This is a genomic window from Rhizobium glycinendophyticum (assembly GCF_006443685.1).
GTDB classification, from domain to species: domain Bacteria; phylum Pseudomonadota; class Alphaproteobacteria; order Rhizobiales; family Rhizobiaceae; genus Allorhizobium; species Allorhizobium glycinendophyticum.
In genome coordinates this window covers 95,820-111,564 of sequence record NZ_VFYP01000004.1, presented here as the reverse complement: position 1 = coordinate 111,564, position 15,745 = coordinate 95,820, and the positions used below count along the sequence as shown (strand labels likewise).

General features: G+C 60.8%; 13 protein-coding genes. 1 reads left to right on the top strand and 12 read right to left on the bottom strand.

Annotation, left to right across the window (positions count from 1 at the left end):
- Positions 1 to 205 precede the first annotated feature (205 nt).
- On the top strand, positions 206 to 1,222 hold the full coding sequence (locus FJQ55_RS19605; protein WP_246085207.1) for a metallophosphoesterase: 1,017 nt from the start codon (positions 206 to 208) through the stop codon (positions 1,220 to 1,222).
- Positions 1,223 to 1,231: 9 nt separating this feature from the next.
- Here FJQ55_RS19605 and FJQ55_RS19600 read toward each other — a convergent pair whose 3' ends face one another.
- The 12 genes from FJQ55_RS19600 to FJQ55_RS19545 all read right to left on the bottom strand — a co-directional run bounded on the left by FJQ55_RS19600 (position 1,232) and on the right by FJQ55_RS19545 (position 15,627).
- The gene (locus tag FJQ55_RS19600) at positions 1,232 to 2,380 is read right to left on the bottom strand and encodes a Fic family protein (protein ID WP_140831149.1); all 1,149 of its coding nucleotides are present in this window, start codon (positions 2,378 to 2,380) and stop codon (positions 1,232 to 1,234) included.
- Positions 2,381 to 2,489: 109 nt separating this feature from the next.
- Positions 2,490 to 4,154 carry an ABC transporter ATP-binding protein gene (locus tag FJQ55_RS19595; protein ID WP_140831146.1) on the bottom strand — a complete coding sequence of 555 codons (1,665 nt, stop codon included), beginning with the start codon at positions 4,152 to 4,154 and terminating at the stop codon, positions 2,490 to 2,492.
- Positions 4,151 to 5,095, bottom strand: coding sequence for an acetamidase/formamidase family protein (locus FJQ55_RS19590; RefSeq protein WP_140831144.1), 945 nt, complete (start codon positions 5,093 to 5,095; stop codon positions 4,151 to 4,153). Before FJQ55_RS19590 ends, FJQ55_RS19595 begins: the two co-directional genes overlap by 4 nt.
- A gap of 85 nt (positions 5,096 to 5,180) precedes the next feature.
- The gene (locus FJQ55_RS19585; protein WP_140831142.1) at positions 5,181 to 6,800 is read right to left on the bottom strand and encodes an ABC transporter substrate-binding protein; all 1,620 of its coding nucleotides are present in this window, start codon (positions 6,798 to 6,800) and stop codon (positions 5,181 to 5,183) included.
- A gap of 27 nt (positions 6,801 to 6,827) precedes the next feature.
- Complete coding sequence (locus FJQ55_RS19580) at positions 6,828 to 7,748, bottom strand: ABC transporter permease (protein WP_140831140.1); 921 nt, start codon at positions 7,746 to 7,748, stop codon at positions 6,828 to 6,830.
- Positions 7,748 to 8,596, bottom strand: a complete 849-nt coding sequence (locus FJQ55_RS19575) for an ABC transporter permease (protein WP_140831138.1) — start codon at positions 8,594 to 8,596, stop codon at positions 7,748 to 7,750. The genes FJQ55_RS19580 and FJQ55_RS19575 overlap by 1 nt, the downstream gene beginning before the upstream one ends.
- Positions 8,596 to 9,177 (bottom strand): ANTAR domain-containing response regulator, encoded by a 582-nt coding sequence (locus tag FJQ55_RS19570; protein WP_140831394.1) that lies wholly within the window; start codon positions 9,175 to 9,177, stop codon positions 8,596 to 8,598. The genes FJQ55_RS19575 and FJQ55_RS19570 overlap by 1 nt, the downstream gene beginning before the upstream one ends.
- Positions 9,177 to 10,313 carry a transporter substrate-binding protein gene (locus FJQ55_RS19565; RefSeq protein WP_140831135.1) on the bottom strand — a complete coding sequence of 379 codons (1,137 nt, stop codon included), beginning with the start codon at positions 10,311 to 10,313 and terminating at the stop codon, positions 9,177 to 9,179. The genes FJQ55_RS19570 and FJQ55_RS19565 overlap by 1 nt, the downstream gene beginning before the upstream one ends.
- 246 nt (positions 10,314 to 10,559) lie before the next feature.
- Positions 10,560 to 11,648, bottom strand: coding sequence for an ABC transporter ATP-binding protein (locus tag FJQ55_RS19560; protein WP_140831133.1), 1,089 nt, complete (start codon positions 11,646 to 11,648; stop codon positions 10,560 to 10,562).
- Positions 11,649 to 11,659: 11 nt separating this feature from the next.
- On the bottom strand, positions 11,660 to 13,903 hold the full coding sequence (locus FJQ55_RS19555) for a glycoside hydrolase family 2 protein (protein ID WP_140831130.1): 2,244 nt from the start codon (positions 13,901 to 13,903) through the stop codon (positions 11,660 to 11,662).
- A 9-nt stretch (positions 13,904 to 13,912) separates the two neighbouring features.
- Entirely contained in the window at positions 13,913 to 14,734 is an 822-nt protein-coding gene (locus FJQ55_RS19550; protein ID WP_140831128.1) for a carbohydrate ABC transporter permease, read from the bottom strand.
- Positions 14,731 to 15,627 (bottom strand): carbohydrate ABC transporter permease, encoded by an 897-nt coding sequence (locus FJQ55_RS19545; protein WP_140831125.1) that lies wholly within the window; start codon positions 15,625 to 15,627, stop codon positions 14,731 to 14,733. The genes FJQ55_RS19550 and FJQ55_RS19545 overlap by 4 nt, the downstream gene beginning before the upstream one ends.
- Positions 15,628 to 15,745: the final 118 nt, after the last annotated feature.

Here is a 15,745-nt window from a genome sequence, read left to right as displayed (position 1 = left end):
GCTCTGGACGCCAAGGTCGAGCAATTCTAGTCTGGCATAAAAACAGGTGCGGTCAGACATGTGGGGGGCTGCAAGCAGTCACACATGGATGCAAAGAGTGGCAAACGAAATGAGCCGAAACAACTTTCCGCTGCTGAGCAGACGGAGATTTCTGAGTTCCCTCACGGCAACCGCAAGCGCCGGCCTGGTTTTGCCGCCGAGACTGATGGCAGCGCAGAAGCCGGAAAGCTCGACCTTCATCTTCACCAACGACATTCACGCCTGCCGGATGGCCAATGGCCTGGCACCGAACTGCGCCGAAGAAGGCAAGACCGACGCCAATCTGCTGAGGCATGTCCGGGCCATCAATAGCGTCCCCCGGCTGTTTTGGCCAAATGAGATCTCCGGCAAGCCGACCAACCTCATGGGCGCAGGGAAACGGATGGCGACCCCAAGAGGCGTCGTGACCGGCGGAGATCTGACCGATGACGGCGGCGGTCAGCGCGCGCTTCCGGGGGAAGGCTACCAGTTGCGCCAGTTCAGCCAGAGGTATGAACAGGGTGTCGGACAAGACCGTGTGCATTTTCCGGTGTATCTGGGCCTCGGCAATCACGACCTCGATCAGGATGGACCGCCGCATGTCGACTGGTACCGCCGCGAGCTTCGCGACTATGTCGAGATGAACCACCGCTCGACGGTCTTCTTCAAGCCTCCGGTCCCTGTGACCAACTACGACGTCGAATCCGACTGCTATTCCTGGGACTGGCCGAACGTACACCTCGTCCAGACCCAGCGCTTCGCGGGGGACACCGTGAAAGGCGCGATCTCCGGACTGGACTGGCTTGCCGCAGACCTTGCCACCTACGCTGCCAACCGCAAGCCAGTGATCCTGTTTCAGCACTATGGATGGGATCCCTTCTCCACCGAAATGTGGGATGCCGAAAAACGGACTTTCGATACGCAGGGGAGCGGTCCGCCTCACTGGTGGAGTGAAGAGGATCGCGCGAAGATGGTCGAGATCCTGAAACCCTACAATGTCATTGCTCTGTTTCACGGCCACCAGCACGAAACAGCCATGATCTACAATCGGGACGGCATCGACATCTTCAAGCCGAAGGCCGGTTACATGGGCGGCTTTGCCGTGGTGAACGTGATGGCCGAAGCCTTGGACGTCGTTCTTTGCGAAGCAAGCCGCGGGGATGGCTCGGTAGAGTTCACCGATAGCTTCAGCAAGACGATCTGATCGACGCTTTTATCGCTCCGGGTGGAGGCGGGTGGCAACTGGTCTTTCCGATTGGGTCGCGAGGTTCAACCTGTAGCGCGTTGCCTTGCGCTCGCCTGAGCGCAGTAGAGCGCCCTTATCGACAAGATCGGAAAGGTCCCGAGTAATAGTGGAGGGTGGGGCCCCGGTGATTGTCGCATAATTGCCGGCGCTCAGACCTCCCTCAAATCCTTCCGGCCCCTCCGCCAGCATGCGCAGGAGGACCTTTTCCTGCCGTTCATTTATTATGCCTCTCAATCGGTCCATGAACCGTGTCTTTTCGATCAGGAACCCGACCAGATCGTCCGCTGACGCCTGCGCCTCAAGAGCCCGGTCCGCGAACCATGAGAGCCAGTCGTCGATGAGGAGCGTGGTGCTTGCAGCCTCCAACCTGGCGTAATAATCCTTGCGATGCTTCAACAAGGTTTTCGACAATGCGCTGAATGTTGGCGTGGAGATCGCGCGAGCAAGGATACTTTCGGCGATCACACGCCCGATACGGCCATTGCCGTCCTCGAAGGGGTGAATACTTTCAAACCAAAGATGGGCAATGCCGGCACGTGCCAGTGTGGGCAATGGCTCAGGCCCACCTGGAGAAGTGCGGTCAAGCCATTCGAGGAACATGCCCATCTCTTTCGCCAGACGGTCGGATGGCGGTGCCTCGAAATGCACTCGCTCGCGGCCCAACGCGCCTGAGACGATCTGCATCGGCTCGTCATGACTGCGGTAGCTCCCGATCTGGCTGAGGTCCCGGCGACCGTTCATGACCATGCGGTGCCATTCGAAAAGTCGCTGCTCGGAAATCGGGGACAGCGGACGCCGGTAGAGATCTGCCATCATCTCGGCGATGCCTGCTTCGGCCGGCCTGCTGCGCAGGTTGGCTGCAGACATTCCCAGTTGTCGGCGAAGAGAGGATTGGACACTGTCACGATCCAGGATCTCACCTTCTATTGCCGATGTGCTTATCGCGTTCGAGCTCAGCAACTCGATCACAAGCTCTTCTCGGTCTTCCGAACCTATATGGCGCATGGTGCCGACGGCGACCGCCGCGTTCTCCGTGAATGCCTGCTCCCTGAGCCGTAGTCGCGGCGGTTGCCACTCGAAGTGAGGCCACCCCTCCAGTTGCCAATTCCACGCCATGAGCGATAAATTCCTGTTTATCGCTCATTGTGCCCTAAAAAAATGAGCGATAAAAGGTCCAAGTATCGCTCATTTTCTCACAAGGGAGGCCGGAATTCCCCTTTCGTGGTCAACGATACCGACGCGGATCGGGGATAGGAACGGCGGCCATCAAGGCCCGGGTATAGGGATCGCGCGGGTTCTCGAAGACCTGGGCGCGCGGCCCGATCTCGACAATTTCTCCACCGCGCATGACAGCGACATTGTGCGACATCTTCTCGATGACGGCCATGTCGTGTGAGATGAAGAGATAGGCGAGCCCCATTTCTTCCTGCAGTTCCAGCATCAGGTCGAGCACGCGAGCCCGGACCGACACGTCGAGGGCGGCCACGCTTTCGTCGGCGACGATCAGTTGTGGTTTGAGCGCAAGGGCGCGTGCAATGCAGATCCGTTGGCGCTGCCCGCCAGAAAATTCGTGCGGATAACGCTCGGCAGCCTCTGGGGGCAGTTCAACCCGTTTGAGGAGTGCGGCCACCCGGTCCTTGCGCTCCGATGCGTTGGCGATACCGTGAATGACCAACGGTTCGGCGATCGCTGCACCCACACTCATGCGCGGATCAAGCGAGGCATAGGGATCCTGGAAGATCATCTGGGCGCTGCGACGCACCGGCAGCATGATCGAGGGGGATGACGGAAAGACTTCGCGTCCCGCAATGCGGACACTGCCGTCGAAGGGGATTAGGCCGAGCACGGCCTTGCCGGTCGTTGATTTTCCCGAACCGCTCTCACCGACGAGGCCGAGCGTCTCGCCGGCTTTCAGGTCGAAGCCGACCTTCTTGACGGTCGGTTCCGGCGTCTTGCTTCGTGAGAACCAGCCGGTCTTCTTGCCATAGGTCACGCTGAGGTCGAGGACTTCGAGCACGGGCTGGGGCGACGCGGGCAGGGGAGGGTGGGCGGTCACCTTCGGCGGAACCGTTGTCCCGGCAAGGGCGCCAAGCCGCGGAACCGCGGCCAGCAATTGGCGGGTATAGGGCTGTGCGGGTTCTTCGAAAATTTGAAGGGCATCACCCTGTTCGACCACGCGCCCCTGCTGCATGACAGCGACCCGGTCCGCCATTTCGGCGACCACGCCCATGTCGTGGGTGATCATCAGGATCGAGGTCTGGAACTCCCGGCGCAGTTCCCGGATCAGTGTCAGGATCTGCGCCTGGACGGTGACGTCGAGTGCTGTTGTCGGTTCATCGGCAATCAGGACCTTGGGACGGCAGGAGAGCGCCATTGCGATCATCACGCGCTGGCGCATGCCGCCTGAGAGCTCGTGCGGGTACTGTGTGAGGCGACGCTGCGCCTCTGTCATGTGAACGGCATCGAGCATCTGGCGGGCAATCGTTTCCGGGCTCTCGGTGCTGTCTTCCCGATGCTCGCGGATCGCCTCCGTCATCTGGGCGCCGATCGTCATGACAGGGTTAAGCGACGTCATCGGCTCCTGAAAGATCATCGCCACGTCACGGCCACGGATGCGGCGCATGGCCCGTTCAGGCAGCCCAAGCAGGCTTTCTTCGCCAAGCCTGATCTCACCGGATGCGACCCTAAGCGCCGCCTTCGGCAAAAGTCCCATGATGGCAAGCGAGGTCACGGACTTGCCCGAGCCGGATTCACCGGCAAGGCACAAGGTCTCTCCAGCGGCGATCTCGAAACTCACATCGTTCAGGATGCGTTTCAGGCCTGTCGGCGTGCGCGCGTCGACGGAGAGATTACGGACCGCGAGGACCGGCTGACGAGAGGTAGCCGTCACTGGAGCACGATCCTCGGGAAATAGAAGGACACGACCCAGTTTGGCATGTCGACGATCTCGCTGATGCGCAAGTCGCCGCAGACCGAGCAGAGCATATAGGCATCAACGGGGTTCATGCCGTGTTCGGCGGTCAGAAGATCGATCATTCGCATGACGGCTTCCTGGGCGCCGGTCATCAGATCGGGACCGATGCCGGTCGTCACCTCGTAGCCGGCGCCGTCGAGATGGCGAGTAACGGGTTCGGTGGTGGTGAAGCGCGGCGTCTTGAGGTTGGCACCCTTCACCAGGTCAAGCGTGAGCTCGACATTCATCTGGCTTTCGATGGCCGTGCCGCAGACTTCGCCGTCACCCTGGGCGGCATGGGTGTCGCCGACGGAGAACAGTGCGCCTTCGACTTCGATCGGCAGGTAAAGTGTCACCCCTGCCGTCAGATCGCGGATGTCCATGTTGCCGCCGACGCGCCGCGGCGGGACGACGGAATGGAGCCCTGCTTCTGCCGGTGCTACGCCGATCGTGCCGGTAAAGGGTTTGAGCGGCACCTTGCCACCGGGGCCGTAAGCGGCGGGCGCCATGGACGCCGTATCATAGGACCAGACATGCAGAGCCGGATCCTTGAATTGGTCGGCAAGCAGGCCGAAGCCTGGAATATTCGCGGTCCAGCCATGGCCCGACGGATGAAACTTGCGGATGGTAACTTTTAGCGCGTCGCCGGGCTCAGCGCCTTCGACGTAAACGGGGCCGGACACCGGGTTGATCTTGCCAAAGTCGAGGTTGGCGAGTGTTTCAAGCGTCGCATCGGGACCGATCTGGCCCCCGGAGGAATCCATGCACTCGAACAGGATCGTTTCGCCGGGCTTTGCGGTCAGCGCCGGCGGGAAGTCGCGGTTCCAGCCGAAATTGTGTTGGGCGCGGTGAATGGTGTGGTTGCAGGCGACGCACATGGGATGGCTCCGGATGTCCAGCTTGTTTTTGTTGGATGGACCGTCCCCCGAACACGCCGGGGGACGGAAAAGCGTCGATAGAAGCTTATTGCTTCACGAAGATCGCGTCGTAATTGATGACCCGGGTCGGATCGATGTAGATGTTGTCCGGGCCGCCCATGCGGGCCGACTTGGCAACCACACGCCGTTCGTTGATGACTGGTACCCAGGGGGCATCTGCCATGATGTCGGTGAAGATCTTGCCCCAGGCGGCCTGACGCTCGGCAACCTTGTCCGGGTCCGACATGGAATCGGCCTCAATGGCCCGCTTGTCGAGCGCTTCGTTGCAATACCATGACCAGTTCCAGCCGCCCTGAACCGCCCCGGCGCAACCGAGGATCGGGCCGTAGAAGTTGGACGGATCCGGGAAGTCTGCGATCCAGGCCATGCCGCCCGACCAGACCATCGGCGCTTCGCCTTCGGTGCCGCCGGCCGCAATCACATTGCCCTGCGCAAGCGCACGCACTTCGGCCTTGATGCCGATCGCCGCGAGATCCTGCTGGATCGCCTGGGCAATACGTGGCTGCGGGTCGGTATTGGTCGAGAACAGCACGGTCTCGAAGCCGTCGGGATAACCGGCTTCGGCAAGAAGGGCCTTGGCCTTCTCGACGTCATAGGCGTAACCGGTGAAGCCTTTGTCATAGCCTGGCATCAGCGGCGGCAGCGGCTGGTTTGCCGGCGTCGCGCGGCCGTTCAGGATGCGGGTGATGCGCTCCTTGTTGACGGCCATGTTGATCGCCTGACGAACCTTGACGTCGTCGAGCGGCTTTATCTTGGTATTGAGGGTCAGATAGCCCGTGTGCAGCTGTTCGCCGTCGACGATCATTTGCGCACCTTCCGGCGAGTTCTTGATCTCGAGGAATTTGGCCGGCGGGATGCCGTCGCCGGCGATGTCGACTTCACCCTTCTGCAGACGCAGCAGCGCCACCAGCGGCTCCTGGCCGACTTCGACGGTCACCTTGTCGATATAAGGCAGGTCCTTGTTGAAGTAGTCGGGGTTGCGATCGAACACCAGCTTCTGGCCGATCGTCCAGTCCTTCAGGATGAAAGTGCCGGAGCCGACGGGCTGCTTGCCGAAATCGCCGTTGGCGGCTTCCACGGCTTCCTTCGGCACGACGGAGGCGAAGTTGATCGCGAGCACGTGGAGGAAGGTGGCGTCAGGACGGGAGAGTTTGAAGATTACGGTCTGATCGTCAGGCGTTTCGATGCCCGAAAGCGTTTCCGAGGTGCCGCCGGAGACGGCGTCGAAGCCTGCGATCGCCCCGAAGAAGCCGGCACCCGGACCTTGGGTCTTCGGATTGACGGCGCGTTCAATCGAATATTTGACGTCGGAAGCGACGACCGTGCGGCCGTTCGAGAATTTTACCCCCGGACGCAGCTTGAAGGTGTAGGTGAGGCCGTCGGGCGAGACATCGAAGGTTTCGGCAAGCGACGGCACGAGATTGGCCGTGCCCGGCTCATAGTCCATCAGGCGGGAGTAGAGGCTCTTGATCATCGACCAGTTCACCCAGTCATAACCGATGGCCGGATCGAGCGTGGTGATATCGTCCTTGTAGGTGACGACGATGTCGCCGCCCTTCGCCGGAGTATCCTGTGCCCCCGCCACAGATGGCAGAAATGCCATCAAGGCTGCGGCGGTTGAGTTGAGAAGCAAGCGTCTGAACATACGGGTTCCCCTTGTTGTTGTCAGGCTTCAGTGTGAACGGATGCGCGGGTCAATCGCCGGCGCGATGACATCGGCAAGAAGATTGCCGAGGATGATGGCGAGGGCCGAGGTGAGCGTGACACCCATGATGATGGGAATGTCGACCTGCTGGATCGCCTGCCAGGCGAGCTGGCCGATGCCGGGCCAGCCATAGACCGCCTCGACCACCACGACGCCGCCCATGAACTGACCAATGTCGATCCCGATCATGGCGACGATCGGAAGCGTCGCATTGGGCAGCGCATGGCGCAGCACGACCCGGGCGCGTGAAAGCCCCTTGGCGCGGGCGGTGCGCACATAATCCTGGTTCAGCACGTCGATCATTGCCGAGCGAACCATGCGGGCATACCAGCCGGCACCGAGCAGGCCGAGGGTGGCAGCCGGAAGGATCACATGAGCTGCTGTGCCGTAACCCGACATCGGGAACCAGCCCAGCGTGGCAGCAAAGACATAGAGGAGGAGAAGGGCGACGACGAATTGCGGGGCGGACACCCCGACGAAGGAGGACATCATGATCACCCGGTCGGCAAGCTTGCCGCGATGAAGCGCTGCCGTGACCCCGAGCAGCATGCCGAAGAGAACCTCGAGTGCGATGCCTGCCGCCATCAGTGTCAGCGTTGCCGGAAGCCGGGCGGCGATCAGGGTGGCAACTTGCGTTTTCTGGGCGTAGGAACGTCCAAGATCGCCGTGGACGAGGCCGCCTACATAATGGCCAAACTGGACGATGAGCGGTTTGTCGAGACCGAGCTCGTGGCGAATATTGGCAACCGTCTGGGCCGTCGCACTGCGTCCTGCAATCATCCGTGCAGGATCGGCCGGCAGGGCATAGAGCAGAACGAAGGTGATGGCGGAGACGCCGAACAGGATGAGCGCCGACTGCACGAGCCGCTTGGCGAGAAGCTGGAGCATCATCCCCTCCCGCGCTGGGTCGGATCGAGAAGATCGCGAAGCGCGTCTCCGACCAGATTGAAGGCGAGTGCAGTGAGCAGGATCACGGCGCCGGGGAAGAACACCAACCAAGGGGCCGCCTGGAAGTAGCTTTGGCTCTCGAAGATGATGTTGCCCCAGGACGGGTTCGGCGGCTGCACACCAATGCCAAGAAAGGACAGAGTTGCCTCAAGCAGCACGGTGGTTGCGATCCCGAGCGTGCCCCAGACGATTGCCGTCGGGATGAGATGGGGGAGGATGTGGAGGAACAGGATACGCCCGTGGCCGGCACCCAGCGAGCGCTCGGCCAGGATGAAGTCACGTTCGACCAGACCGCGCGTTTCGGTATAGACGATGCGCGCAACCTGCACCCAGTTGACCAGCGCAATCACCATTGCAACGATCCAGAGGCTGGGCTTGAGGAGCGCCGCGAGAACGATCGCGAGCAGGAGTGCGGGAAAAGCCATCATCAGATCGGTGAACCGCATCAGAAGATTGCCGGCAAAGCCGCGCATATAACCTGCGGTAATGCCGACAAGCAGGCCTATGGCAACCGCCACCCCGTTGGCCACAAGCCCGATCAGCAGGGATGTCCTTGCACCAAAGAGCATGCGGGACAGGAGATCGCGGCCGAGCGTGTCCGTTCCGAGCAGGAAGGGGCTGCCGGGGGGCATCGGCGCCCCTTCCAGCGTGAGCCCGTCAAACATCTGTTCGTCCGGATTGAAAGGCGCGAGAAGAGGCGCGCCAAGAGCGCCAATCGCGACGATCAGGATGATGATGAAGCCGAACAAGGCCGAGGGTTGGCGCAGAATTTCACGCAAGACACGCATCAGCCGACCTCCCGCATGACATCAGCGCCGCCGAGGAAAAGGGCGGCAAGCCGTTCGATCGGCATGCGCTGGCGCATGGCATTGTCCCGCAACAGGGCATAGGCGGCTTCCTCATCGATGGATTTTTGGACTTTCAGTCGTTCGATGGCGGCAAAGACCACAGGGCGAAGGCGGAGTCGCTCTTCAAGATGGGCAATGCGCGCTTCCTCTTCTTTCCGCTGCTCATGACTGCTGACGGCCAGCACCAGTGCCGGATAGACGGATGCCGAGGTGACGGGTTTAGGAACGATGGCGCCTGCACCACAGCTGATCGCCCAGGCAATGCGGCCAGGCGCTTCCGAGCCGAGAAGGGCCACGACCGGGCGTGCCGGACGTTTGGCTGGCCAGGGGAGCAGTTCATCCCAGCCACGGTCGGCGTCGACGATCACGAGATCCGGCAGGTCCCCACCGCCCAGCGGCAGCCATTGCATGGCAGACGACAGACCGAGCAGCGAGAGCTGGCGGCGCAGTCTTTCGACATTGGAGTCCTCTTCCGCGAGGATCACCGCTCTCCAGCCGGTAAAATTCGGTGTCTTGGAGATCATTTTGCCATCCTCAGCCAGGGTTGCGCGCGGCTGCTCGCAGCGGTGAGATAGGGGTCGGCGGCAAGAGGCAGTCGTGAGGCGATGACGTCGAAGCTGCGGGTCGCATTCACCCGGCCGAGCAGGAAGGGCAGGCTCGCATGATTGGTCTTGTTATCGAAGGCCATATCGCCGAACAGACCTGGCCAGGTGCGGGACAGGATATGGTCGCGAACGCCAGCTGGCTCATCGGTCGACCTCGCCTCGATTGCCGCGATGCAGAGCGTTGCTGCCGTGTAGGCGCTGGCGAAGATGCTGGAGACGGGACCGAGATCAGGATCGAATGCACGCAGACGCGCCTGGAAATCTTGGTTCTCGACGCTGTTGAATGTGTTGAAATAGGAGGCAGCACAGAGCTGGCCGATGGCCGCCCCGTCTTCCACTTCCTCAAGTTCCGACTCCTGCAGGTCGCAACTGGCAACCGGACAGTTTTCCGGCAGGAAGGCAGGATCACGGTTGCCGAGCTCTCTCATGGCCTCCAGGAAGGCGTAGCTCGACGGGCCGATCAGGTTGTTGAGGATGAAGCTCGGTCGCTTTTCGGCAATATCAGCGATGATCCGTTCGACACCGGTTTCCTCTATCGGCAGATAGCGCTCGCCGAGAACAGAGCCGCCGGCATTGGCGATCAGTTCGCGCGCGAGCCGATTCATTTCCCAGCCCCACACATAGTTCGCGCCGACGAGATAGGGGCGGGCGCCGTAGCGAGGGATCAGATGTTCGAAGAGCGGGATCAGGTGCTGGTTCGGGCAGCCGCCGATATAAAGTGCGTTCTCATTAGCTTCGAAACCCTCATAAGGGCAGGCATACCACAGCAGGCTGTCGTGTTTTTCGACCAGCGGCAGTACTTCCTTGCGGGCGGCAGACGTGATGGTGCCGATGATATGGCGGCAGCCGTGGTCACGGATCAGGCTGCGCGCACCTTCGAGATAGGCAGCGAGATCGCCCTGAGGATCGTAGAAGACGGGCTCGATCTTGTCTCCGCCACGCGCATGATATTCGTGGAAAGCAAATGCGACGCCGCCATGCGCATCCCGTCCCATGGCCCCGTAGGGGCCGGTGGTCGAATAGAGGACGCCGATTTTAGCCGACTGTTGCATGCGATTTCCAAATACGAAAAAGCCCACAACGCGGATCCCGGTTAAGGGGCGTTGTGGGCTTTGTTGCCCGGTGACGATGAACGCCGAATTTGAGATGGAAGCGAGAGTGCTTACTTTATGGGCTTGATTAAAATCTGCTCAGCCGAGCTTTGTCAAGCGGCCTTATTGGCAAAACACGCGTGCTTGCACAACACCAGGGGAATGGAATTCGTCGCTTGCTCATTCGGTCGCGTGGACGATTGCTCGTCAGCGTATCCGCTCATCCTTGTGATCAAAGAGAAGGCAGTGGGCGGCTGACAGTCCGACGGTGATCTGGTCGGTCTTCCGGTCGGTGCCACGGCGTTCCTCTCGCTCGATGATAATCTGTTCGCCCGGCGTGATGTGGGAATAGACATAGCTCGTGTTGCCTAGATGCTCGATCACGTCGACCTGTGCTGTCAGCTGTGCCTCTCCCTGGCCTTCGGTCAGAAAATGTTCTGGCCGCACGCCGAGTTGTACGGCGTCTCCTGTCTGGCAGGTCTGTGTCACCGGGAGCGTCAAGATGGTTTCGGGCTGAGCGGTGAGCGCGACAGTCACCGTGCCGCTGCCGACGGCGGTCACCCTGGCTGGCAGGAAATTCATCCGCGGCGAACCGATGAAGCCCGCGACAAAGGCGTTGTCGGGATCGTCATAGAGTGCGAGCGGCGCACCCACCTGCTCGACGCGACCGGCGCGTAGCACGACGATCTTGTCGGCGAGCGTCATCGCTTCTACCTGATCATGCGTGACATAAACGATGGTGGCGTTCAGCTCCTTGTGCAACCGGGCAATCTCGACGCGCATATGCACGCGCAGTTCCGCATCGAGATTGGATAGCGGCTCGTCGAACAAGAAGACGTCCGGCTGACGCACGATGGCCCGGCCGATGGCGACACGCTGGCGCTGGCCGCCGGACAAGGCCTTCGGTTTGCGGTCCATCAGCGGTCCGAGTTCGAGGATCTTCGCCGCCGCATTGACGCGGGCCTCGATCTCATCCTTCGCCATGCCGGCAAAACGCAGGGCAAAGCCCATATTCTCGCGCACGGTCATGTGCGGATAGAGCGCATAGGTCTGGAACACCATGGCGATCCCGCGCTTCGACGGATCGACATCGTTCATCACGCTGCCGCCGATCGTCAGCTCTCCGGAGGAGATATCCTCAAGCCCCGCGATCATTCGGAGCAGCGTGGACTTGCCGCAGCCGGAGGGGCCGACGAAGACGACGAACTCCCCGGAGCGCACCTCGAGGTTTACCCCCTTGATGACCTCGAGCGACCCATAGGACTTGCGGATATCGGTGAGCCGGACCTCTGCCATTTCAGCCTCGCTCAGGTGACGTTGAAGGTGATGCGCTTGGTACCGAAGGGACGGCAATTGGCCGTCAGCGTCAAGCGCCCGACCTCGTTTCCGGCTTCGACATAGACGCCGACGGCCCCGCCCTTGAAGGAGAGAAGCGTGGGGCCAACGATGCGGCCCGGACCCTCAAGCGAGACCTCGACCGGATCGTCGAAGAAGCCCATGACATTGCCGCCCTGATCGAGTGCCCGCAGGATGACGCGCACCGTGTCCTTCTCGCCCACCCGCAGTTCGGTATCGTCAGCGGCGATATCGAGGGTCGTTGGCAGCGGATCGGCCGGCAGATGGCGTCTGACCACCTCTCTTCCGCCGACGAAGCCGACGAGTTCGCCGTCCCGCCAGGTCATGCCCCATTCGCCGAATTCTTCCGGTGTGACCATGCTGTGATCGAGAATGCAGGGCGGATGCGGCAGGTGCGGATAGCTCTTCCGATCCGGCTTGATCCGTTTGACGATGTGGCCCATGCGGATTTCGACGTAGTCGCAATTGGTCAGCACGATCAGCGGCAGCACGCCGCCGATATTCCGCTCGCCGCGCGCCCAGAAACTGACCGGCTGCAGCACGACCTTGTCCTTCGGATCGCCCTGCGAGGCATAGGCGTAAGCCGCAAATTTCGGCTCGCGATACATGTCGAGAACGCCGTGATAGCAGATGCGGTCGCCGGAGCCGAAGTCCTTGTGGGTGTTGTAGTCGAACATGCACCAACCGGTGGAACCCGAAATTGATGGGTCGCCGGCGGCTGCATTCAGGATCGCCAGATGCCGGCCGACATGCTCTGCCTGGCGCTGCTCCTGGTCGAAGCGCTTGGTCGGATACATGTGCCCGCCATATTCGGTGATCATGTAGGGAACCTTGCGGTCGAGGCCCGTGACCTCGCGCTGGTCGCGCAGAACCAGCCGCTCACGATTATGGCCCGGTAGCTCCTCCATGCCGAGAATGAAGTCGTTCATCGTGTAGATGTCTTCGAGCAGCTCGCTCTCGGTGATGTAGCGAACACCGCCGGTCTGGCGGGTGGTATCGAGCGAACGGGCCATGGCGTTCGTCGCAACGTAGAAGTCGTGACTGTCCTGGCTCTCGTTGATGCGCACCCCCCAGATGATGATCGAGGGGTGGTTCCAGTCGCGCTCGATCATCCGGCGCACGTTCTGAACGCTTTCCGCCTTCCAGACATCGCCACCGATATGCTGCCAGCCGGGAATCTCCTCGAAGACCAGCAGGCCGATCTCGTCGCAGCGGTCGAGGAAATATTTCGACTGCGGATAATGTGAGGTGCGGGCGATGTTGCAGGCGAGGTCAAATTTCAGGATATCGGCGTCCTTCTCTTGGCCGCGCCGGCCCATGGCGTAACCCAGATGCGGCCAGGCCTGGTGACGGTTGAGGCCGCGAAGCTTCACCACGCGACCATTCAGCTTGAAACCGTCGATCGTGTATTCCGCAGAACGGAAGCCGAAACGGTTTGTCACGGCGTCGGTGCCGGAAGCCGTCTCGAGCGTCACCGTGAGATGATAGAGCGCAGGATTGTCGATATCCCAGAGCGTGATGCCCTTGAGCCCGGAGAGGCCGAGCGAAACCTCGGCGCCGGAGACGGTCGCCTCGGTCCGCGTGATCTCCTGACCTGCGCCATCCTTCAGAACAGCCGTGACCTTGCCGGAGAGTACCTGATCGGTCGGATTGGAGATCCAGACTTTGGCCGTCACCTGCTTGGTCTCGGCAAGCACATCCGGCGTCTCGATCTTGACGTTCTTGATCGAAACCGGCGCGGTGATCTTGAGCCAGACGTCGCGATAGATGCCGGCATAGGTGAGATAATCGATCACGCCGCCGAAGGGCGGTATCTCGGGGTTTTCCGAACCGTCGATCTTGACCGTCAGCAGGTTGTCGCCGGCCTTCAGATGCGGCGTGAGCCGTGCTTCGAACGGCGTGTAACCATCCTTGTGCGCGGTGATCTCACTACCGTTCAAATAGACCACGCTGTCGGTCATGGCTGCATCGAACACCAGCGACACTTCGCGGCCCTCGAAATGCGGGTCCCAGGCAATGACCTTCTGATAGGTAAAGGCCTTCTGGTAGCTCTTCTCATCGAAATAATTGTATGGCAGCTCGACCGCCGTATGGGGAAGCTGGACCTTCTCGCCCGGCTGGGCAGCCGAAGCGAAAGCCGGCTCAAACCCGGCGCGGAAGGTCCAGTCCTTGTTGAAAGTCTCGATAATGCGCATTTCAAAGTCCTATTTAACGGAGCCGAGCATGCCCTGCACGAACTGACGTTGCATGGCGAAGAAAACGAGAAGTGTGGGAAGCGTGGCCAGGATCGTGCCGATCATCACGGTGCCGTATTCGGGCGAATAGGCGGAAGCCAGCGAGGACACGACGAGCGTGATCGTCTTGGTGTCGTTCGACTGCAGCACGATCAGCGGCCAGAGATAGTTGTTCCAGTTCAGCATGAAGACGATGACGAAGGCCGCCGCATAGGTCGAGCGCATCACCGGCACATAGATGTAGAAAAAGATCTGCCACTCCTTCAGGCCGTCCACCTTCGCCGCATCGCGAAGTTCGGTCGGAAAGGCCTTTGAAGCCTGACGGAAGTAGAAGATGATGAAGGCGGACGCGATCATCGGCAGCATGATCGCAATATGCGTATTCAGCAGCCCCGCCTGACCCATCAGCATGAAGAGCGGGATCATCAGCGCCGCAAACGGCACCATCAGCGTCAGCAGGATCACGGTATAGACGCGTTCGCGCAGTTTCGAGCGGAACATCTCGAAGCCGTAACCGGCAAGCGAAGATATGAGCAGTGTCAGTGCCGTGCCGACAAGTGCAATCTTGACGGAATTCCAGAAAACCAGCGGCACATCCACCTGCGCGAAAAAGGAGGCGATGTTGTCGAACAGCGCAGTACCGAAGGTGACCTTGCCGCGGATGATCTGGCTCGTGGTGTTGGTCGCCCCGATGACCATCCAGATAAAGGGAAAGACCGAGAGGAAGGCCGCAAGCGATAGGACGCTATACTGCACGATATCAGGCAGATGGCGGCGAAGCGTGATCCTCATGCGCGTTCCCTCGCGGCGTAAAACTGCAGGAAGGAGAGGACCGCCACCATCAGCACGATCACATAGGAGACGGTCGCGGCATAACCGAAGCTCGGCATGAAGCGGAAGGTCAGGTTGTAGATGTAGAGCGACAGCGTCAGCGTCGAATCTGCAGGTCCGCCTTTGCCTTCGGTGAAGTTGTAGACCTCGTCAAAGAGCTGCAGCGTGCCGATCGTCGAGGTGATGGTCGTGAACAGGATCACGGGTTTGAGCATCGGGATCGTCAGGAAGGCGAAGCGCCCCCAGGACGGCACGCCGTCGATTTTCGCCGCCTCATAAATCGAGCGATCGATATTCTGGAGAGCCGCCAGATAGAAGATCATGTTGTAGCCGGTCCAGCGCCAGGTGATGGCGATGATGATCAGGACCTTGGCCCAGAAGGGGTCGGTCAGCCAGCCGATCGGCTCGCCAATGATGCCCATTGCCAGCAGCGTGTTATTCACCACGCCGTCGAGCGAGAACATGCTCTTGAACAGGATGGAATAGGCGACCAGCGAGGAAACGCAGGGCAGGAAGATCATCGTCCGGAAGAGGCCGGAATAGCGCAGTTTCGGATTGTTCAGCATGGCTGCCAGGATCAGCGCCATGGTGATCATGATCGGCACCTGGACGATGAAAAAGATCACCGTGTTCTCCAGCGCCTTCCAGAAAACGGGGTCGTTCCAGAGCCGCACGAGATTTCCGCTGCCGGAAAACTTCAACATCATCCCGCGACCCGAATAGAAGGATAGGATGAGCGAGCGGATGATCGGATATATCATGAAAAGCGAGATCAGCGCGACGGCGGGCGCCACGAACAGCCACCCGTTCACGTCGAAGTAACGCTTCAAGCTTGATCTGGATGTGGTGGCCATGCGGTGTCCCCGAACCCGATCAGTGGACCTGGTTATGCGAAAGGAAGCCGCGCGGCGTTTCCGCCGCACGTCTCCGGGAGGACAGGGGCCCCTGACGACAAGAGCCCCTGTGGGATGA